Consider the following 19,695-nt stretch of genomic DNA (forward strand, 5'->3'; position numbering starts at 1 on the left):
GGCAGGGCCGTCATGGTCACACTTGGCGTTCAGCGGCGGCCGACGAAGAACCCGATGGCAAATCCGGCCAGCGCGGCGACGCCGATGCTGCTCCAGGCATTGCGGTGAATATAATCGTCGGTCTCGCGCCAGGCTTCTTCCGCATGTTCTGCCAGCTCGTGGCTGACATCGTCTGCCCGATGCCTCGCGCGTTCCAGGCCTTGGCGGCCTCGGCGCTTGGCGTCCCGGTAATAGTTCCGGCTCTCTTCCCGATAGTTACGGCTCATGGATCATCCTTAATCGTTGGTCGATAATGGTGGTTCGGGGCAGGACTTGGGTCCTGTCGGTTCGAGCTGTCAACGCCGGCTCAATATCAGCGTCAGCAAGGCGCCACCCAGCGCGGCGATGCCGACGCTCTGCCAGGGTTTGCGTTGGACGAAGTCGTCGCAGCTCTGGCAGGTGTCGTTGATCTGCTCGTCCAGACGCTGGCGCGAGCGATCCGCCCAGCTGTGCTGGGGAAAATAGGTGGCAGCGTGGGGGGACGGCTCGTCGATGCTCTCCTCGAGAGGAACATCCCGCGATGCCAGTGCGGGTTCCTCCCGGATTGGATCGTCCCCCAGGCGAGGCGCACGCTCGGCGGCCGCTGCCATATCTTCATCGATACGGCTGGCCTCGCCTTCCTTGTCGTCACGATGGAACAGGCTCATGTTCATCCTCCGGTTCGGTGAAACGGCCTCCCTACGATTCACGCGACAGCATCATGTCGGGCATGGGCGTCGCTACAGAAGTGTAGTTGCATTTCCATGACTCGCTAGGACCTTTCCTGCCTCGGCGCGTCGAGATTCAGCTCTCGCTCCAGTCGCTGACTGACATCGCCGGGTGAGCCGGTCCGCCGCGCGAGCATGTCATAGGCGACCGGGACGACGAACAGCGTCAACAGCGTGGCAACGGCGACCCCGCAGAAAATCACGGTGCCGATGACGATGCGCGATTCGGCCCCCGGGCCGAAGGCCAGAATCAACGGTATCGCGCCGGCCATGGTGGTGACGGTGGTCATCAGTATCGGTCGCAGCCGTGTCACGGCCGCCTCGACCAGCGCATCCGAGAACGGCGCTCCCTCGTCGCGCAGTTGGTTGGCGAATTCGACGATCAGAATGCCGTTCTTGGCCGCCAGCCCCACCAGTACGACCAGCCCAACCTGGCTGTAGATGTTGAGAGATTGGCCGCTGGCCCAGAGCCCAAGCAGGGCACCGCTGATCGCCAGCGGCACGGTGAACATGATGACCAGTGGGTGGATGAAGCTCTCGAACTGGGCCGCCAGGACCAGGAACACTACGACGATGCCCAGCAGGAGCAGAAAGGAGGTGGCGCCACTGGCCTCCTGGTAATCGCGCGAGGGGCCCTTGTAGTCGATGACCGCCTCGCTGGGCAACTCCTCGGCGGCGATCCGCTGGAGGTAGGCGAGCGCGTCACCCATGGCGGTACCGCTCTGGAGGTTGGCCTCCAGCGTGATGGCGCGCATCCGGTTGAATCGATTGAGTTCGCTGGCACCCGCGAATTCGGAGATGGAGACCAGACTCGCCAGTGGAATCAGCTCGCCGCTGACCGTCGAACGGACCTGCACGTTGTCCAGTGTACTCGGCGCTCGCTGGCGCTCGCGCTCCCCCTCGAGGATGACGTCGTACTCCTCCCCGTTATCGACGTAGGTGGTGACGTTGCGGCCGCCGAACAACGTCTCGAGGGTGTTGCCGATGGTGCTGACGGTCACGCCCAGGGCGGCTGCGCGGTTGTAGTCGATCCGGATACGGAGCTGTGGCTGGGTCTCCTTGTAGTCGCTGTCCACTGCCTCGAGCCCGGCGTTACCGTCCTCGCGGATACGCTCGAGTAGACGGTCGCGCCAGTCGACCAGCTGCTCGTAGGTACTGCCGCCGATCACGAACTGAATCGGCTTCTCGACTCTGCCGCCGAAACCCTGGCGCATGACCGGCGTGGCGGTGACGCCGGGAAGGTCGTCAAGGCGCTGCCTGACATCGGCCATGATGTCCCACGCCGAACGCCGTTCGCCCCAGTCGTTGAGGGTGACGATGGCCATGCCGTCGTTGAAATTCTCGACATTGCCGAAGCCACGTGGGCCTCGAATCGACACCTGGTTGATATCGCCGGCGTCGACCAGGGACATCAAGCGGGTCTCTATCTCGTCATAGTAATCCTGCATGTAATGGAAGGTCGCGCCGGGGGGGCCCTCGATCAGCACGAAAAAGGCGCCACGGTCCTCCCGGGGGGTGTACTCGTTGGGCAACTGCTGGAACAGCCAGGCGGTGAGGGCCAGGATGAGGGCAAACAGGCCGACCATGAGCCAGCGGAAGCGCAGCGCCCGGCGCAGCCAGCGTCGGTAGATCGTCTGCGAACGATCCAGCAGCCATTGCACGCCGCGACTGATGCGGCTTTCGTGCATGTTCGGGTTGAGTAGTTTCGAACACAGCATCGGCGCCAGCGACAGTGCGACCAGGCAGGAGAGCCCGACGGCGGCGGCGAGGGTCAGCGCGAACTCCGAGAACAGGCGTCCGATATCCCCCTGCAGTAGGCTCAACGGAATGAATACCGTGATCAGCACCAGGGTGGTGGCGATCACCGCAAAGCCGATCTGGCGCGTACCGCGATAGGCCGCCACCAGGGGCGTTTCGCGATGGACCGCCATGCGCCGGTGGACGTTCTCGATGACCACGATCGCGTCGTCGACGACCAGACCGATCGCGAGGACCAGCGCCAGCAAGGTCAGCAGGTTCAGGGTGAAGCCGAACAGGGCCAGGAAGATGAAAGTGCCGATCAGCGATATTGGCACCGTCACCGCCGGCACCAGGGTCGTGCGCACGTTGCCCAGAAAGAGAAAGATCACCACCACCACCAATCCCATGGCGATGAACAAGGTGGCTGCGACCTCGTGCAGGGCACCTGACACGAACACCGAGGAATCGAAGTTGAGCGACAGCTGCATGCCGTTCGGCAGCGTCGGCTGCAGCCGAGCCATTTCCGCCTTGGCGCCGTTGGCGACCTCCAGCACGCTGGCGGTCGACTGCTTGATCATGCCCAGGCCGACCATGGGAACTTCGTTGCCGCGATAGAGCGAACGTTCCTCGACCGAGCCGACCTCCACCCGGGCGACATCGGCCAGCCGTACCAGGTAACCGTCGTCTCCTCGCGCGATCACCAGGTTCTGGAAGTCGGCGGCGGTGGTGAAACTGCGCGGAATGCGCAGCGTGAACTGGCGGTCGCGGGATTCGAGAAAGCCGGCCGGCAGCTCGACGTTCTCGTTCTGGAGCGCACTGGCGACATCATCGACCGTCAGCTGTCGCGCGGCCAGGGCATTGCGATCGAGCCAGACCCGCATCGCATACTCCTTGCCGCCGCTCAGGCGTACCCGAGCCACACCGTTCTGGGTCGAGAAGCGGTCGACGAGATAGCGATTGGCGTAATCGGTGAGCTCCGGGATGGTATAGCCCTCGCCGGAGAGCGACAGCCAGATGATGACGTCGTCGCTGCTGTCGCTCTTCTCGATCTCCGGCGGCTCGGCCTGGTCGGGCAGGTTGTCGGCCACCGACGAGATGCGATCGCGGATATCGTTGGCGGCACCGTCGATGTCACGATCCAGCGAGAATTCGACATCGATCTCCGATTCGCCGTCGGCGCTGCTGGACTCGATCGAGACGATACCCTCGATACCGGCGATGCGGTCCTCCAGCAGTTGGGTGATCCGGGTCTCGACCACGCTGGCGGAGGCACCGGGGTAGTTGGTCTCGATGCTGACGATGGGCGGGTCGATCGCCGGATACTCCTGCAGCGGCAGGCGCTCCATGGCCAGCAGGCCGAAGGCGATCAGCAGTAGCGAGACGACCGTCGCGAAAACCGGGCGGCGAATCGATAGATCGGAAATTCGCATCAGTCGCTCGCCCGGGATTCGGTGGCGCGGCGCTGACGCTCCAGCACATCCCTGATGTCACCCTCGCCGACATCTTCCGCGACCAGCTCGACCGGATCCCCCTCGCGTACCTTGAGCGTGCCGTGGGTCACGATCCGCTGCCCGCCATCGAGCCCCGCGATGATCTCGACCTCCCCCTGTCGGCGTTCGCCGGTGGTGACTTCCCGGCGCGTCACATGGGCCGGCTGACCCGGTTCGATCAGCCAGACCGTCTGGCGTTCGCCATCCGGAACCAGCGCGCTTTCCGGGATCGTCAACGCCTCGCGCGCGGGCTGGTTCAACTGCACTTCCATCAGCATGCCCGGCAGCAGCCGGCCGTTGGGATTGGGCAGGTTGGCGCGGACCACCAGGCTGCGCGAAATGGGGTCGATGCGCGTGCCGAGGGTCGCGACCTCGGCGCGGAAGACCTGGGCCGGGTAGCTCGGTGTCGTGGCGCTGAGTGTCAGGCCGGGGTGGAGCACCGACAGCAGCGTCGCCGGGACGGTGAAATCGAGCTTCATGGTGTCCAGCTTGTCGAGCGTGACCAGCTCGGTGCCGGGGGTGACCAGGGCGCCCACGCTGATCTCGCGCAACCCCACCGTGCCCGCGAAGGGGGCCTGCAGGCGGTGATCGGCGAGTCGCGCGCGGATGGCATCGATCTCGGCCTCGCTCTGCTTGACCAGTGCGGCATTGTCCTCGAGCGTGGCGCGTACCCCGAGGTTGCGATCCTGGAGCTGCTGGGCCCGGTTGAGCGCACTCCGGCGCTGCCCGAGTAGCGCCTGGGCGGCGCGCAGCTCGGCTTGAGCCTGGGCGTCGTCGAGCTGCACCAGCCACTGGTTGGCTGCGACCTCGTCACCATCCTCGAAGTTGAGTGCGCTGACGGTGCCGGTGAGCGTGGAGGAGAGGGTGACGCTCTCGTCGGCTCTCAAGGTTCCCAGCGCCTCCACGGGGTCCTGCCAGGTCGAAGCCATGACGGTGGCGCCGATCACGGCGACTGGCGGCGTCTCCTGGGCGCTCGCGGGGGGCGGCCCCGGCAACCATGTCGCTATCACGCAGAGGGCCAGTGCCAGCAGTGGCGGTAAGCGGGTTTCGCGTCCGAGCGTGAAGCGCTCACGAGCTGCCGAATTCGTTGTCATGGTTAGCGGATATCTTGTCAGCGTTGCGTTGGGCGGGCGAGTACGCGCCACTCGTTAGTACCTGAACCTCCGGCGAATGAAAAGGGCATCTCGAAAAACGCCTCTGTTAGAATGCCTGCCCATTCAGTGAGGCAAGTGCGGTGCGGAGATGAAAACCTACGACGTGGTCGTTATCGGCGCTGGCGCGGCGGGACTGATGTGCGCGCTGACCGCGGGTTACCGCGGCCTTCGCGTGCGAGTCGTCGATCATGCCAGCAAGGCGGGAAAGAAGATTCTGATGTCCGGCGGTGGGCGCTGCAATTTCACCAATCTCGCCACCACGCCGGCACATTTCTTCTCACGCAACCCGCACTTCTCGATTTCGGCGCTGAAACGCTATACGCCGCACCATTTCGTCGAACTGGTCGAGCGTCACGGCGTCGAGTACGTGGAGAAGGCGCCCGGCCAGCTGTTCTGTGCGCAGTCGGCGAAGGAGATCGTCTCGCTGCTGCTGACCGAGTGCGAATGGGCGGGCGTGGAAGTCTCGCTCTCCACCACGGTAGGCAGGGTCGAGCGCCTGGGTGAGGGGATGCAACTAGAGATAGATGGCCGCAGGACGGCAGCGGGGGCCGTGGTCGTCGCCACCGGAGGTCTCTCCGTCCCGACGCTCGGCGCCAGCGGTTTCGGCTACGATCTGGCGCGTCAGTTCGGGCTGGCCGTAACCGAGACGCGGGCGGCACTGGTGCCATTCACGGTGACGTCGCAATGGAAGGCGTCGCTGGCCTCGCTCTCCGGCCTCTCCTGTCCGGTGGTGGCCAGTTGCGGCGACGGCGCCTACCGTGAACCGTTGCTGTTCACCCATCGCGGTCTATCCGGGCCGGCGATGCTCCAGGCCTCGAGCCACTGGCAGCCGGGCATGCCGGTGGCGATCGACTGGTTGCCCTCGATCCCGGTCGCGGAGACCCTGGTCGACCTTCGTCGATGCGCGCCACGGCGGCGGCTGGGTAGCTGGCTGGGTGAACTGCTGCCCAAGCGTCTCTCCCAGGCGCTGATCGAGTGGCAGGGGTGGCAGGACCGGCCATTGGCCGAGCTCTCCAACGCCGATATCGACGCCGTGGCGAGCGGTCTTGGGGCATGGCAGTTCAAGCCAGCAGGTACGGAGGGATGGCGCACCGCGGAGGTCACCATGGGCGGCGTCGACACGGACGCGGTGTCGTCCAAGACCTTCGCCGTCGACGCGGTCCCCCAGCTCTATTTCATCGGTGAAGTGCTGGACGTCACCGGCCAACTGGGTGGTTTCAATTTCCAGTGGGCCTGGTCGTCCGGCGTGGCCTGTGGCCAGGCGGTTTGAGCCCGAACGAAAGATGGCCACTGATTGCAGTGGCCATCCGATTCGGCTGGCGGGAACAGCGCGACTTGCGACTAACGGTTTCTCCCGCGGGTCGCCCGGTAAAGCGCCCGGCCGCGGTTGTACATCATGAACCCGGTCAGTGCTCGCTTGAACAGTCGACCGGTCGACCGTGGCTTGCGCGCACTGCGCATCGCCAGCAGTCCGCCCGCCGCCACCAATGGAACGCGCCAGCTCATCAGCTTGTCCCAGGCATTGTCGATCGGCGCCGTGGCATCGCGCCACTCCCGCATGGCGGCGGTCATGTCCAGGCGTTGCTGGAGGATCTCGTCCTCCAGCTCGTCCAGCTGCCGTTGTCGCGAACGTTCAGTCATGAGAGCTCCCCAATGCCTCACGGTCGCGATCGAGGTGATGCAGGGTCGCGGCCATCAGCTTGCGCTGCTTGGCGACTCGCTTGGCGGAGAAGATCAAGATGCCTGACAGGACGAAGAGCACCGCCGAGCAGATACCGATCGCCTGCAGTCGGTGATCTTCCCAGTAGACCACTACAACCAGCAGCAGCAGCATCCCGATCGCGAACGACAGTACGATCAGCCCCGCGCCGGCCAGTAGCAGAAGCGTCAGCATCCGGTCGCGCTCCGCCTCCCACTCGACCACTGCCAGGCGCAGTCGTGTCTGGCCGGTGGCGATGAGGTTGGCAATCAGTCGCCTGGCGGCGGAGATCACGTTTTCAGCCGGCCCTGCCATCAGCGACGTCCCAGCAGCAGTCCCAGAACCACGCCCGCCGCAGCGCCGATGCCGATGCTGGTCCAGGGGTTTTCATGCACGTAGCGGTCAGTGGCGTCAACCTGCCCCTTGGCGCTGGAGTAGAGAGCCTCTCCGCGCGCTTCCAGACGTTCGCGAGTGTCATGCAGACGTTGCTGAGCGCGTTCACGCAGTTCGGAGATATTGCTGCGGGAGTCGTCCGCCGTGGCGTGAATCAGCTCCTCGACCGTGTGAGACAGATTGCGCAGATCTTCCTTGAGTTGTTCGGTAGAGGCTTCGCGTTCACGCTCGGGGCCGTTGCCGCCGATAGGTTGCATGGTCATGGTTGTCATCCTTTGACAGTCGAGTGGCATGGGTGAAACAGACAGGCTTCAGCATAGATTGGCAATCTGCCGGCATCAACGCGTACCGGGAATCCCGGCCAAAAAGGTGTTGATGCTGAAGCCAAGGCCGAAGCGTTGCACGTCGTGGTTGTAGTCGATCAGGCTCTCCCCGTATCCCTTGTAGTACTGCAGATAACCGCGCACCTTGCCGAACAGCGGGAAGGAGTAGTCGAGCTGCCCCCCGTAGTGCGCCTTGCCCGGGTTGCCACGAACCATCAACGAGACTTCCTGATCCCCGAACGCACGCACCAGGGTCAGGTCCCCGTAGCCGATGTAGTTTTCCAGGTCCGGGTTGTCGTCGTCTTCGGCGTTTTCCGGGATACGCCAGTGCGGGGCGACGCTGAAGGCCCAGTCGCCGCGCTGGAATATCGATTCGGCGTAGATCCGGTTCCAGCTACGGGACAGCGGATCCGAGCGGCCATTGGACTGGTGCGCGAAGCCGACACGATTGATGGTGTTGGTCCATCCCAGCACCGTCCAGCGGTTATCGAAACTGATGAAGCCTTCAGGTTCGTAGTTGGTTTCGCGGAAGGGTGCGGAGGCCTCGGAGTTGTAGGCCTGCCACCAGCTTCGCTGGGTATAGGCGAAATAGAGGTCGCCGTTGTCGCCGAAGATGTCGTCGAGCAGTTTGACCTTGAAGCTCAGCTGGAACTTGATCTCGGACTTGTCGACGTTGCCCTCCGAGGTGATCTCCCGGAAGTCGGATTCGTCCGGGTTGCTGTTGTAGGTCCAGGGCAGGATGTAGTTGCGACGATAGGTCGTGACCGCCAACGGGTTCTCGGCAGTCTCCGCCTCGAGATTCCGGCGCACTTCCGCCTGTTCGTTCGCTTGCTGGACCGGGTCGCTGCTGGTACTTGAATCCTGAGCCACTGCCAAGGACGAAGTCACCATCCCGAGGAGAAGAATGCCGGTATGGCGCAGCGAACGAGTGGGCGTCATAAGACTGTCCTGTCAAGATGATCCAATGGGGTGGAAGCATGATCCGGCTGATGAAAATCAGGCTTCTTTTCGGTAGTGACGATTTCTAGCATGTCGCCGACTTAATTCAAACTCGGGAAGCGCGCCAAGCAACGCCTCGAAACCCGCACGCGCTGACGGTAAACTCCGCTATCGATAGGGGATCGCACCGTTGTGAAGCGGTGGTGGCCGTATGTACGGAGTTGACGAGGAGTCGGCATGTCGGATGACCCGGTCGCGGGTAAGTATTCTGGGCAACCAGGCTTTTCTGCACGAGCACCGTTCAGGCCGGCGGCGTTGCTGTCGGCAAAGGCCGCCCCGGCGCGCGCCAGCCTGTTGAAAGGGGTCGAGCGTAGCACGTTCCTTGCACTCGTATTGTGCATACTCATGACAAGCGTCGTCGCCTTCGCCCAACAGCAGGACAGTCTACCCACCGAAGACGAGCTCCAGGCGCAGCAGCAGAAGCTCGAGAAGATCGAGGCACCCAGCGAAGCGCAGCAGACGGACTTGGCTGATCTGCGTATGGCTCAGCAGACGCTGGCGTCGTTGAAGGCTCTGCGCAAGGACCTGGAGTCGCTCGAGACCTCGGCTCGACAAGCCCCTCAGCGGACCCGCGAACTCGAGCGCCAGCTTGCCGGGCTGAGTGACCGGAAGGCGCCAGACGCCGACGACCTCGACCAGCTCTCCGTGGAGGTCCTGGGCCAGAAGACCACCGAGTCGCTGAATCAGCTCGAGGCGCTGCAGAGCCAGCTGGCATCGGTCAACGCCCGGCTGATCAGCGCGGAGACGCTGCCCGAGCGCGCGCAGTCGGCCATCGCCAGCGCGATGAACGATGCCGAGCAGGCGCGGACCCAGCTTCAGACCTCCAGTGACGAGGATTCCCAAGTCCTCGATCCCGCCGAGGCTCGCTATCGGTTGCAACTGGCCTTGGCCGACCTGCAAGCCGAATATCATCGACAGGAGCTGGCCAACAACACGGTGCTTCGCGAGCTCGACGTGCAGCGGCGGGACCTGCTTCGACGCCAGGTGGCAATCGAGGAAGCGCGGCTGGATTCGCTGCAGGCAGCGCTCGATCGCCAGCGCCGTGCCGAGTCGGAGAAGGCGGTCGCGGACATTAGCGAGGAGGACGCCAAGGCGATCGCGGCACACCCGGTGCTTCGCGAGATTCAAAAGACCAACCGCGAGCTCAGCGACCGGCTTCTCGAAGTGACCGACCGGACCAACGAATTGATTCGGCAAGCCATCGATACTCGTTCCCAGCTCGATCGCGTGCGTCAGGTCAAGCGCACGCTCAACGAGCAGATCGAGGCGATTCGTGGCAGCCCGCTGCTGTCACGCATTCTCAACGAGCAGCGTCGAGCCCTGCCTGACATCGATGCACTGGGCGGTCTGCAGGAGGAGATCGCCGCGACTCGCCTGAGTCAGTTCGATCTGGTCGATCAGCGGGATGCGCTGCGTCACCCCCGGGAGCTGGCCGAGAAAAGCCTGGCTGACACCGATATCGAGGTCACCCCATCGTTGGTCGACTCGCTGGTGAAGCTGTTCCAGTCACGCGGCGAAGTGCTCGAGCAGTTGGATCGGGAGTACGGCAACCTGCTGACCGTGGCCATCGATCTCCAGCTCAACCAGGAGCAGCTGGCGGGGCTCTCGACATCGATCCGCGGTGTGATCGAAGAGCAGTTGTTCTGGGTTGCCAGCGCGCGCGCGCTGACCCTCGGTTGGTGGCGTGACGCCCCCGGTATTCTGGCGAAACAGGTGCGCGGCGGTGAGTGGCGGCCGGCGCTGGCGAGTTTTTGGCAGGTTCCGGACTTCCGGGCCCTGGCCGTGGTTCCCTTGCTGCTGCTGGCGGGGGTGCTGCTGATGCTGAGACGTCGCATCAAGGTTCGCCTGCTCAACCTGCACGAGCAGATCGGCCGGCTCAAGCGTGATACTCAGATGCACACGCCCCGGGCAATCCTCTACAACGCGCTGCTGGCCGCCCATGGTCCTCTGATCCTGGCGGCCGTGGGTGGCGTGTTGAGGCTGGGTAGCGATGATTTCGCCGGGCGTTTGGGAGAATCCCTGTTGCAGCTTGCCCTGGCCTGGGGCGTGCTGGGCTGGGCGCGCAGGCTATTGGTGTCCGACGGCGTGGCGACACGTCACTTCCACTGGTCGGCGGGTTACGTGGCACGCCTACGGCGATTGCTGTTCTGGCTCGGCATCTCGCTGATTCCGGTCATCCTGATCAGCGGGACCTCCCCCGGCAGCCAGGCCGAACTCTCCAGCCGCCCGCTGTTCCTGCTGTCGCTGCTGGCCGGCTTGCTGGCGATGAGCTGGATTCTGGTGCGGTTGATCCTGGCCCACGTACCCTATTTCGGCCTCAAGCTGTTCCGGCTGCTGCTGGGGTTGGCGCTGGCGATGGTGCCGCTGGTGCTGGGTGGCCTGATCGTCATGGGCTACGAGTATGCCGCCCTGCGTCTGATCGGCCGCTTCATCAATTCGCTCTATATCTTTGGCCTGTGGATCCTGGTCGAGGCAACGGTGGTGCGGGGGCTGGCGGTGGCGCAGCGCCGGCTGGCCTACCGCCGTGCGGTCGCCCGACGGCGAGCGCAGATACAGGAGGGCGCCGAGGGCGGGCTCGAGGTGGTCGAGGAGCCGCCGCTGGACATGGAGCAGGTCAACCAGCAGTCGCTGCGGCTCTCGAAACTGATTCTGTTCATCGGCTTCACCTTTGCCTTCTACCTGATCTGGTCGGACCTGCTCGAGGTCTTCTCCTATCTCGACCAGGTCAGCGTATGGGAGATCGAGCGGGGGCAGGGCGAGGCGGTGACGCTGGATCCGATCACCGTGGCGGATGTGATCATCGCACTGGTCGTGGTGGCGTTGACCATGATGCTGGCACGCAACCTGCCTGGGCTGCTGGAGGTCATGGTGCTCTCCCGGCTGACGCTGAAGCAGGGAAGCGCCTACGCGATCTCGTCGCTGCTCTCCTACACCATCGTCGGGACCGGCGTGGTGATCTCGCTCGGCACGCTCGGGGTCTCCTGGGACAAGCTTCAGTGGCTGGTGGCAGCGCTCGGTGTGGGGCTCGGTTTCGGTCTTCAGGAGATCTTCGCCAACTTCATCTCGGGGCTGATCATCCTGTTCGAGCGTCCGATGCGGATCGGCGACACCATCACGCTAGGCCAGCTCCACGGCTCCGTCAGCCGAATTCGTATCCGTGCCACCACGGTGACCGATTTCGACCGCAAGGAGATCATCATCCCCAACAAGACCTTCGTCACCGACCAGTTGATCAACTGGTCGCTGTCGGACAACGTCACCCGGGTGGTGCTGACCTATGGCGTGGCGCACGGATCGGACCTCGACGAGGTGCATCGCCTGTTGCGCCAGGCCGCGGACGAGAATCGCCGTGTGCTGCGAGATCCCGAGCCGCAGGTGTTCTGCATCAGCTATGGGCCGACCTCGTTCAACTTCGAGCTGCGAATCTTCGTCAACGATCTGCTGGATCGACTCTACGCCAGCGACGAGATCAATCGCCGGCTGGACCTGCTGTTCAAGCAGCACGGCATTCGTGTGGCGTTCAACCAGATGGACGTGTGGCTGCACGGCGAGAACGGGCAGTCTGCGCGGGTCCAGAGTGCGGATGGGGAGGGGGCGCCGCTGGGGGCCAGCGCTTCTCCGGCCGGCTCGGCTGTCGACACGCCCCGTTCCCGCCAGTCCCGCAGTGGCGATGACGGTCACCTGGGTGACGGCGACGTTGGTGGCGCGGGCCCGGATGGCGGCAGCGAAGGCGGTGACGGCGGGCGCTGACAGGAGGTCAGCGGCGCAGGGCGTGGAGCAGGAACTCGTGGTTGCCGTCGCCGCCCAGGATCGGGCTCTCCTGCCAATGATCGACCATCAGGCCGTGTGACTGGCAGGCCTGCTGGAGGGTATCGGCCACCGTCGTGTAGAGGGTGGCGTCGCGCACGATCCCTCTGGGGTCGACCTTGCCGGGGCCTACCTCGAACTGCGGCTTGACCAGGGAGTAGAGCTCCCCGCCGGCGTGCAGCACCTGGGCGATCTCCGGCAGGATCAGGGTCTGCGAGATGAACGAGACGTCCATCACCACGACATCGATGCCGTCCGGGGCTATCCTCTCCAGCTCGGCGAAGGGGAGCCGGCGCGCATTGACGCCCTCCAGACAGGTGACCCTGGCGTCGTTGCGTAGCGAAGCGTCCAGTTGGTCGTGCCCCACCTCGATCCCGATGATCCGCTCGGCGCCGTAGCGCAGCGCGCAGTCGCTGAATCCGCCGGTGGATTGGCCAATATCGAGCACGGTGAGGCCGTCGAGGCGGCGCGCCAGCGTTTCCAGCAGAGCCTCCAGTTTCAGGCCGGCTCGCGACACATAGCGCTCCTCCGGCGCTTCGGCAATCCGCAGGTCCACGGTATCCGGCAGCTTCTCTCCCGGTTTCAGCGCCACCCGCCATGCGCCGCCGTCGTTGACGCTGACGTAACCCTGGCGAATTAGGCGCTGGGCCCGGGTACGGGAACGGACGTGGGCGGTCACCAGTTGATCGAGTCGGGTCATGAGCGGCTCACTCCGTTGCAGCGTCGGGCAGGGGGGAAGGGTCGGCAAGGGGGCCGTCGGCATGTGTCGGCCGGTTGTCGAAGGCCTGCTGCCACTGTTCCAGCAGCGTCTGGCGCTTGAGCGTGTCCAGCGTCGCCAGCAGGCCCGGACCGATCTGAACCGGTCGGATCGCCTCTCCCAATCGGTCGCGCAGGTCGGCCGCGGTGCCGGCGCCATCGACGGACGGGTGCACGGCCCCCAGCGTGGTCTGGGTGGCGAGCAGGCGTTGCGCCGATGCGCTCAGCAGATAATCGATGAAACGCCGTGCGGTGTCGGGGTGAGGCGCATCCCGCGACATCATGACCAGACGCTGCAGCACCAGGGCGTAGTCCTTGGGCACCACCATCACCAGCTCGGGATGTTCGGCCACATAGTCCTGCACGTAGGAGCCGATCAGGTTGTAGCCGATCCAGTAGCGTCCCTGGTTGAGTCCCTCGAGCATGGCGGCGGTGGTGGTCTCCAGGACACTGTGGCTGTTGCCCAGTGCCTCGACCAGGTCCCAGTAGCGGGCGGAGATCCTGGCGTCCTCGATGGCGTAGGTGTAGCCCGCGCCGCTTCGCCGCGGATCGTAGGTGACCACGCGGTGGTCGAGCATCCGGGGATGCTGCCGTAGCAGGCTCAGCAGATCGGCGTGACTTTGCGGTGGCGTCATGTGTCGTGCCAGATCCCGCCGATAGACCATGACGATCGGCTCGAACGTGAAGCCGAACAGCTCCTGGCGCCAGCGCGCCCAGCTCGGCCAGTCGGCGGCGGCGGGAGAGTCGACCGTGCTCGACAGCCCTTCGTTGGCGAGTTGGTACTGCCAGGGCATCGCGGGGGACATGATCACGTCGGCGCGCGGGGCGTCACGCTCCTGGAGGACGCGGGCGTGCAGCGCCAGTGTCTCCAGGTTGTGGTAGTCGATCGCGATGTCGGGGTGGCGGCGATGGAAATCGGAGAGCAGCGGCCGAACCTGTGGTGCATCGAGCACGCCGTAGATGGTCAGGGCGCGGGACGGTTCGGTATCCGCGGCGAAGTGCAAGGTCCTCGCCTGCGCCTGCGCCTGCGCCTGAGCCGTCAGCGCGAGCGTCAGTGCCAGCCACACGACACCGAGGCGTCGGACGCAGCGGGGGAGTCTCAGTGGTCGGTGGGAAAGATCAGAACGACGCATAAGCCAGGGCGCTCGGGGTGGTCGGGGTTGGCGGTTTGCAGGAGCAGGCGAGTATCGTGGGCGCGCGCGATGCTGTCGACGATCGCCAGGCCCAGGCCGGTACCATCGCCCGTTTCCTGGCCACGGTGGAAGGGGCGCAGCACCAGCAGACGCTGGGATTCGGGGATGCCGGGGCCGTCGTCGGTGACGATCAGGCGCGTCGGGGCGTCGGTAACCTGCACCGTGATCTGGCGGGCGCCATAGAGCGCGGCGTTCTCGATCAGGTTGTTCAGCGCCTCTTCCAGTTGCCAGTCGGTCGCCGACACCATGACGGGATGGTCGGGCACTTCGACCCCGAGATCGATGCCGTGACGGTAATGGCGCGCGAATGACTCCCTGACGCAGCGCTGCGCCAGTGCGGCGAGATCGACCGAACGCCTGGCCGGCGCCGCCTCGGGGTTGTTGAGACGGGTCATCGACAGTAGCTGGCCGGCCAGTCGCGCCGTCTTGGTGGCGGTGCCGTGCATGGTGACGAGCGCGTCGCGCCACGCCGCCGGCTCCGACTGGCGAATGGCCAGCTCCGCGCGTGCTGATAGCCCCGCCAGTGGCGTGCGCAACTGGTGAGAGGCATCGCCGATGAAGCGTTCCTGATTGGCCCGGACGCGGCGCATTCGCGCCAGTAGTTCGTTCAATGCCTGGCGCAGTTCCGCCAGTTCCCGGGGCAGCGCCAGTTCGAGCGGGGCGAGCGTGCGAGGATCGCGCTGGCGGATGGCGCGTCTCAGCCGGGTCAACGGTTCGAGCGCGAAGCGGGCCGACAGCAGCACGACCCCCATGGCCAGTACGGCAATGATCACGATATTGACAAGGCTCGCCAGAAACAGCTGGTTGGCCAGGGCCTGTCGCCCCTCGAGACTCTGGGCCACTCTGACCTCGAACCGGTCGCTGCGATCCCATCCCTCCAGCCGGGAGCGCAACACGCCCAGGCGCAGCGGCATGCCGCGGGAGAGCACATCGCCATAGCTCATCTGGCCGACGCCGGCGGACGGTAGCGAGGGGAGCGAACGATTGCCGGTGACGAAATGGCCCTGGGCATCGTAGAGCGCATAGAACACCCGCTCCTCGGCGTCGGTGGCGAGCATCTCCAGTGCCGAAGGCGGCAGGTCCATCCACAAGCGGCTCTGCTGCCAGCGAACCTGCTCGGCGATGGAGAGCGAGGCGGCGTCGAGCAGCCGGTCGAAGGCGCGGTCGGCGGCCTCGCGAGACGCGAACCAGGCCTGCAGCAGCATGATCGCCACCAGCATGGCCAAGGGACAGAACAGCCAGATCATCAGCCGTCGATAGAGGCTGAGATGCGACAGTCGCCAGCGTCGCAACAGGGTCACTCGGCCTCCAGCAGATAGCCGATGCCCCGGACCGTGCGCAGGGTGACGTCGGAGTCGGCGAGACGTCGGCGCAGACGGTGGACATAGACTTCGATGGCGTTATCCCCGACCGGCTCCCCGGCGAAAGCCTCCTCGAGCAGGCGCGCCTTGTCCACCGGCTCCCCCGCATAGCGGATCAGGCAAGCCAGCAGGCGGTGTTCCCGCGGCGGCAGCGGCAGGGCGGCGTCCCCCAGGGTGAAGTGCTGGCGATGGCGGTCGAGTCGCAGCGAGCCCAGCGAGATCGATTCGCTCTGGTCGTGCTGGCGGCGTCGCAACAGGGCGCGGACCCGCGCTTCCAGCTCGTCCAGCGCGAACGGCTTGGCCAGATAGTCGTCCGCACCCAGGTCGAGCCCCCTGACGCGATCCTCGATGGCGGCTCTAGCGGTCAGGATCAGCACCGGGGTCTGTCGATCGCGCGAGCGCAGTGCCGCCAGCACGTCGAGACCGCTGCGCGTCGGCAGGTTGAGATCCAGGAGAATGAGATCGTAGTCGTGATCGATCGATAACCGGGCAAGGGCTTCGCCGCCATCGCCTATCCGTTCGATACGTTGATTGTCGACCGCCAGCGTTGCGGTGAGCGTGCTGGCGAGCAGAGGGTCATCCTCTATCAGCATCAACTTCGGTGCCATGGAGAACTCCAGCCGGTGAAGAGGGGGAGGCGCGTGATCCGGGTCGGGCGATTGTAAACGAATCGATTCGCAGGGCATTGAACTTTAGTTGGCTTTTACCGCCCGGCCGTTGACCGTTACAAGGGTTCACCCTAATTTCCGCTGACGGGAACAACGTTCTACCTTACGAAACTGTAAGGTAGGCGTCAGCCACGAATAACTCCGCTCCATCAGCGAGGAGAAGCAAACATGTTTGCAGCCAAGACAATCAAGTGGGTGGCCGCCGCGACGCTAGCCTTGACCGCCAGCAGCGCCATGGCGTTCGAGCCTTCCGGCAAGGTCGAGTGTATCGCGCCCTCCGACCCGGGCGGCGGCTGGGACTTCACCTGCCGTAGCGTGGGTAACGTGCTCGAGGAGCTCGACCTGGTCCCGGCCAGCGTCCAGACCATCAACATGGCTGGCGCCGGTGGCGGTGTCGCTTTCGCCCACACCGTGAGCAAGCGCAAGGGCGACGACCAGCTGCTGGTGGCCGCTTCAACCGCTACCACCACGCGTCTGGCCCAGAATCAATTTCCGGGCATGAATGCCGACATGGTCAACTGGATCGGTGCGGTGGGCGCGGACTATGGCGTCATCGCGGTCTCCAAGGATTCGCCTTACCACAACCTCAATGAGCTGATGGACGCGATGAAGCAGGACCCGCGGGCGGTCAAGTTCGCCGGCGGCAGCGCCAATGGCGGCTGGGACCACCTCAAGGTGCTGATCGCGGCCAAGGCGGCCGGGGTCGAGAACCTGCCGCGGATTCCCTATCTCTCCTACAACAACGGCGGCGAAGCGATGACCCAGGTCATTGGCGGTCACGTCGACGCCTTCACCGGTGACGTCACCGAGACCCAGGGCTTCCTGAAGTCCGGCGACCTGCGCGTGCTGGCGGTGCTCTCCGACGAGCGCCTGCCGGGCGACCTGGCCGACATTCCCACCGCCAAGGAGCAGGGCATCGACGCGGTCGGGCCCAACTGGCGCGGCTTCTACATGCCGGCCGACATCGATGACGACGCCAAGCAGTACTGGGTCGATGCCATCGACAAGCTCTATGCCAGCGACCAGTGGAAGAAGGTCATGAAGAGTAACGGCCTGATGCCGTTCCACCCGGACTCCAGCGAGTTCGAAGCCTTCGTCAAGCAGCAGATCCAGGATATCCAGGCGCTTTCCAAGGAAATCGGGCTGATTCAATGAGCAAGTTCAACGACCGCGTCTTCGGCCTCGTCATGCTGGTGATCGCCGTCGCCTACTACTACGGCGCCACCCAGTTTCCGGTCCCCTTCGGGGGATCGGAAGCTGTGGGTCCCGAGACCTTTCCCAAGCTGCTGGCCGTCATCCTCGCGATCTGTAGCCTGTACATGATCGTCAAGCCCGACCCGGACAACCACTGGCCGGTGGCCAGGACCTTCCTGGAGCTGGGCATCGCGGTTGTCGTGCTGATCGCCTACGCGCTGCTGCTCGAGCCGCTCGGGTTCATCCTCTCGACCATGCTCGCTGTCGGCACGCTGTGCTGGCGCATGGGCGCGCGCCCGGTGAAGGCCTATCTCACCGGACTGATCAGTGGCGTGGTGGTGTTCGTGCTGTTCACCTACGGGCTCGAACTGCCGCTGCCACTCGGCCTGCTGGAGATCCACTGATGGAGACGTTGCACTATCTCTCGCTCGGCTTCGGCGTGGCGCTGCAGCCCGAGAACCTGATGTTCGCCCTGATGGGCTGTTTCATCGGCACCCTGATCGGCGCGCTGCCGGGTCTCGGCCCGGCCAACGGCGTCGCAATCCTGATTCCGCTCGCCTTCACCCTCGGGCTCAAGCCCGAGACCGCCCTGATCATGCTGACGGCGGTGTACGCCGGGGCGATGTACGGCGGACGAATTTCGTCGATCCTGTTGAACATCCCCGGTGACGAACCGGCGATGATGACCTGTCTCGACGGTTATCCAATGGCGCGCAAGGGCAAGGCCGCCGAAGCGCTGGCGATCTCTGCGATCGCCTCGTTCATGGGCAGCCTGATCGCCACCATCGGCCTGATCCTGCTGGCGCCGCTGCTGGCCCGGTTCGCGTTGACGTTCGGCCCGGCCGAGTACTTCGCCCTGTTCGTACTGGCCTTCGCGACGCTTGGCGGTATCACCGGCAAGAACCCGATGAAGACACTGATGGCGGCAGCCATCGGCTTGATCATCGCCACCGTGGGGATCGATCTCTCCACCGGCACCCAGCGCTACACCTTCAACGTGCTGGAGCTCTACGAAGGGGTCGATTTCATCATCGCCATCGTCGGTCTGTTCGCGGTCTCCGAGCTGCTGTTCTTCATCGAGGAGAAGGCCGGCAAGGGGCGCGAGATGATCAAGGTCAATCCGCTCAAGCTGAAGTGGCGGGAGATCCTGTCGATCATGCCGACCACGCTGCGCGGCGGCGTGCTGGGCTTCATCGCGGGCGTGCTGCCGGGGGCCGGGGCCTCGCTGGGCAGCTTCATCACCTACACCCTGGAGAAGAAGATCGTCGGCAAGAAGGGCTACTTCGGTGAAGGCGACCCGCGCGGTGTCGCCGCCCCGGAGGCCGGCAACAACGGCGCCTCCAGCGGCGCGCTGGTGCCGATGCTGACCCTCGGCGTGCCGGGCAGCGGCACCACGGCGGTGCTGCTGGCGATGCTGGTATCGCTCAACATCACCCCCGGGCCGCTGATGTTCACCCAGAACGCCGACCTGGTGTGGGGCGTCATCGCCGCACTGCTGGTGGGCAACTTCATGCTGTTGCTGCTCAACATTCCGCTGGTCGGGGTGTTCGTGAAGATCCTGTCGGTGCCGCCGATGTACCTGCTGCCGATCGTGACCATGGTCGCGTTCGTGGGCATCTACTCGATCAGCCACTCGACCTTCGATCTCTACTTCATGATCGCCTTCGGCGTCGCCGGCTATATCCTGCGCAAGCTGGAGATACCGCTGGTGCCGGTGATTCTGGGCTTGCTGCTGGGACCGGAGATGGAGAAGAACCTGCGCCACGCGATGCAGATTTCCGATGGCGACTGGTCGATCCTGTGGAGCAGCGGTCTGTCTATCGGGCTGTGGCTGGTGGCGATCATCGGTCTGCTGCTGCCGGTGATCGTGGGGCCGATCCTGCGTCGTCGGATGCAGGCGGCCAAGGAGAAAGTCGGCTGACCATGTCATAGCCGCGATTCGAGCCCCGTCCGGTGATCCGGCGGGGCTTTTTCGTGGCCGGTCGCCTGCTGCCGGGGGAGAGCCGTCATCCCGCGGCTGACAGCAGCAGGGCGTGCTCTTTCAGCGCCGGTCGATGTCTGCCGGTTGTCGCCAGGCGATGACGCTGTTATAGTGCCGCTCGCTCGGCAACGTCTTGATGGAACAGGCTTTGTCGACCTTCGATCTCATCCATGTCTCAGGATGCGTCGAGT

The 19,695-nt window shown here is 64.8% G+C and carries 17 protein-coding genes; 5 read left to right on the forward strand and 12 right to left on the reverse strand.

Annotation, left to right across the window (positions count from 1 at the left end; translation table 11 throughout):
- Nucleotides 1-29 precede the first annotated feature (29 nt).
- The 4 genes from DOM56_RS19330 to DOM56_RS19345 form a co-directional block, all read right to left on the reverse strand.
- Nucleotides 30-266, reverse strand: coding sequence for a DUF883 family protein (locus tag DOM56_RS19330; protein WP_110602827.1), 237 nt, complete (start codon nucleotides 264-266; stop codon nucleotides 30-32).
- A 69-nt stretch (nucleotides 267-335) separates the two neighbouring features.
- Nucleotides 336-686, reverse strand: a complete 351-nt coding sequence (locus tag DOM56_RS19335) for a DUF883 C-terminal domain-containing protein (RefSeq protein ID WP_157958293.1) — start codon at nucleotides 684-686, stop codon at nucleotides 336-338.
- A gap of 104 nt (nucleotides 687-790) precedes the next feature.
- A complete protein-coding gene (locus DOM56_RS19340) occupies nucleotides 791-3,916 on the reverse strand; it encodes an efflux RND transporter permease subunit (protein WP_110710575.1) in 3,126 nt (1,041 codons plus the stop codon).
- Nucleotides 3,916-5,070 (reverse strand): efflux RND transporter periplasmic adaptor subunit, encoded by a 1,155-nt coding sequence (locus DOM56_RS19345; RefSeq protein WP_110710576.1) that lies wholly within the window; start codon nucleotides 5,068-5,070, stop codon nucleotides 3,916-3,918. The genes DOM56_RS19340 and DOM56_RS19345 overlap by 1 nt, the downstream gene beginning before the upstream one ends.
- A 148-nt stretch (nucleotides 5,071-5,218) precedes the next feature.
- Here DOM56_RS19345 and DOM56_RS19350 point away from each other — a divergent pair, with 148 nt between their 5' ends.
- Nucleotides 5,219-6,400 (forward strand): NAD(P)/FAD-dependent oxidoreductase, encoded by a 1,182-nt coding sequence (locus DOM56_RS19350; RefSeq protein WP_110710577.1) that lies wholly within the window; start codon nucleotides 5,219-5,221, stop codon nucleotides 6,398-6,400.
- Between the two features lie 71 nt (nucleotides 6,401-6,471).
- Here the strand turns inward: DOM56_RS19350 and DOM56_RS19355 are convergent, their stop codons facing one another.
- From DOM56_RS19355 to DOM56_RS19370, 4 genes are all read right to left on the reverse strand, one after another.
- On the reverse strand, nucleotides 6,472-6,771 hold the full coding sequence (locus DOM56_RS19355) for a YqjK-like family protein (protein WP_110710578.1): 300 nt from the start codon (nucleotides 6,769-6,771) through the stop codon (nucleotides 6,472-6,474).
- Nucleotides 6,764-7,144, reverse strand: coding sequence for a phage holin family protein (locus DOM56_RS19360; protein ID WP_110710579.1), 381 nt, complete (start codon nucleotides 7,142-7,144; stop codon nucleotides 6,764-6,766). Before DOM56_RS19360 ends, DOM56_RS19355 begins: the two co-directional genes overlap by 8 nt.
- Nucleotides 7,144-7,485 carry a DUF883 family protein gene (locus DOM56_RS19365; RefSeq protein ID WP_110710580.1) on the reverse strand — a complete coding sequence of 114 codons (342 nt, stop codon included), beginning with the start codon at nucleotides 7,483-7,485 and terminating at the stop codon, nucleotides 7,144-7,146. The genes DOM56_RS19360 and DOM56_RS19365 overlap by 1 nt, the downstream gene beginning before the upstream one ends.
- 75 nt (nucleotides 7,486-7,560) lie before the next feature.
- Nucleotides 7,561-8,484, reverse strand: coding sequence for a phospholipase A (locus DOM56_RS19370; protein ID WP_110710581.1), 924 nt, complete (start codon nucleotides 8,482-8,484; stop codon nucleotides 7,561-7,563).
- A gap of 354 nt (nucleotides 8,485-8,838) precedes the next feature.
- Here DOM56_RS19370 and mscK point away from each other — a divergent pair, with 354 nt between their 5' ends.
- On the forward strand, nucleotides 8,839-12,294 hold the full coding sequence (gene mscK / locus DOM56_RS19375; RefSeq protein WP_280951307.1) for a mechanosensitive channel MscK: 3,456 nt from the start codon (nucleotides 8,839-8,841) through the stop codon (nucleotides 12,292-12,294).
- Between the two features lie 7 nt (nucleotides 12,295-12,301).
- Here mscK and DOM56_RS19380 read toward each other — a convergent pair whose 3' ends face one another.
- From DOM56_RS19380 to DOM56_RS19395, 4 genes are read right to left on the reverse strand one after another with little or no spacing between them, the layout of a single operon-like run.
- A complete protein-coding gene (locus DOM56_RS19380) occupies nucleotides 12,302-13,051 on the reverse strand; it encodes a TlyA family RNA methyltransferase (RefSeq protein ID WP_110710583.1) in 750 nt (249 codons plus the stop codon).
- Nucleotides 13,052-13,058: 7 nt separating this feature from the next.
- Complete coding sequence (locus tag DOM56_RS19385) at nucleotides 13,059-14,240, reverse strand: ABC transporter substrate-binding protein (protein ID WP_110710584.1); 1,182 nt, start codon at nucleotides 14,238-14,240, stop codon at nucleotides 13,059-13,061.
- On the reverse strand, nucleotides 14,207-15,601 hold the full coding sequence (locus DOM56_RS19390) for a sensor histidine kinase (RefSeq protein WP_232822371.1): 1,395 nt from the start codon (nucleotides 15,599-15,601) through the stop codon (nucleotides 14,207-14,209). Before DOM56_RS19390 ends, DOM56_RS19385 begins: the two co-directional genes overlap by 34 nt.
- Complete coding sequence (locus DOM56_RS19395; protein ID WP_110710585.1) at nucleotides 15,598-16,269, reverse strand: response regulator transcription factor; 672 nt, start codon at nucleotides 16,267-16,269, stop codon at nucleotides 15,598-15,600. The genes DOM56_RS19390 and DOM56_RS19395 overlap by 4 nt, the downstream gene beginning before the upstream one ends.
- Nucleotides 16,270-16,497: 228 nt before the next feature.
- Between DOM56_RS19395 and DOM56_RS19400 the strand changes: the two genes are divergently transcribed.
- From DOM56_RS19400 to DOM56_RS19410, 3 genes are read left to right on the forward strand one after another with little or no spacing between them, the layout of a single operon-like run.
- Entirely contained in the window at nucleotides 16,498-17,484 is a 987-nt protein-coding gene (locus tag DOM56_RS19400; RefSeq protein WP_110710586.1) for a tripartite tricarboxylate transporter substrate-binding protein, read from the forward strand.
- Entirely contained in the window at nucleotides 17,481-17,927 is a 447-nt protein-coding gene (locus DOM56_RS19405) for a tripartite tricarboxylate transporter TctB family protein (RefSeq protein ID WP_110597473.1), read from the forward strand. The genes DOM56_RS19400 and DOM56_RS19405 overlap by 4 nt, the downstream gene beginning before the upstream one ends.
- Nucleotides 17,927-19,444 carry a tripartite tricarboxylate transporter permease gene (locus DOM56_RS19410; RefSeq protein WP_110710587.1) on the forward strand — a complete coding sequence of 506 codons (1,518 nt, stop codon included), beginning with the start codon at nucleotides 17,927-17,929 and terminating at the stop codon, nucleotides 19,442-19,444. Before DOM56_RS19405 ends, DOM56_RS19410 begins: the two co-directional genes overlap by 1 nt.
- Nucleotides 19,445-19,695 lie beyond the last annotated feature (251 nt).

The sequence above is a fragment of the Salinicola sp. CR57 genome (genome assembly GCF_003206585.1).
In the GTDB taxonomy this organism is placed as follows: Bacteria; Pseudomonadota; Gammaproteobacteria; order Pseudomonadales; family Halomonadaceae; genus Salinicola; species Salinicola lusitanus.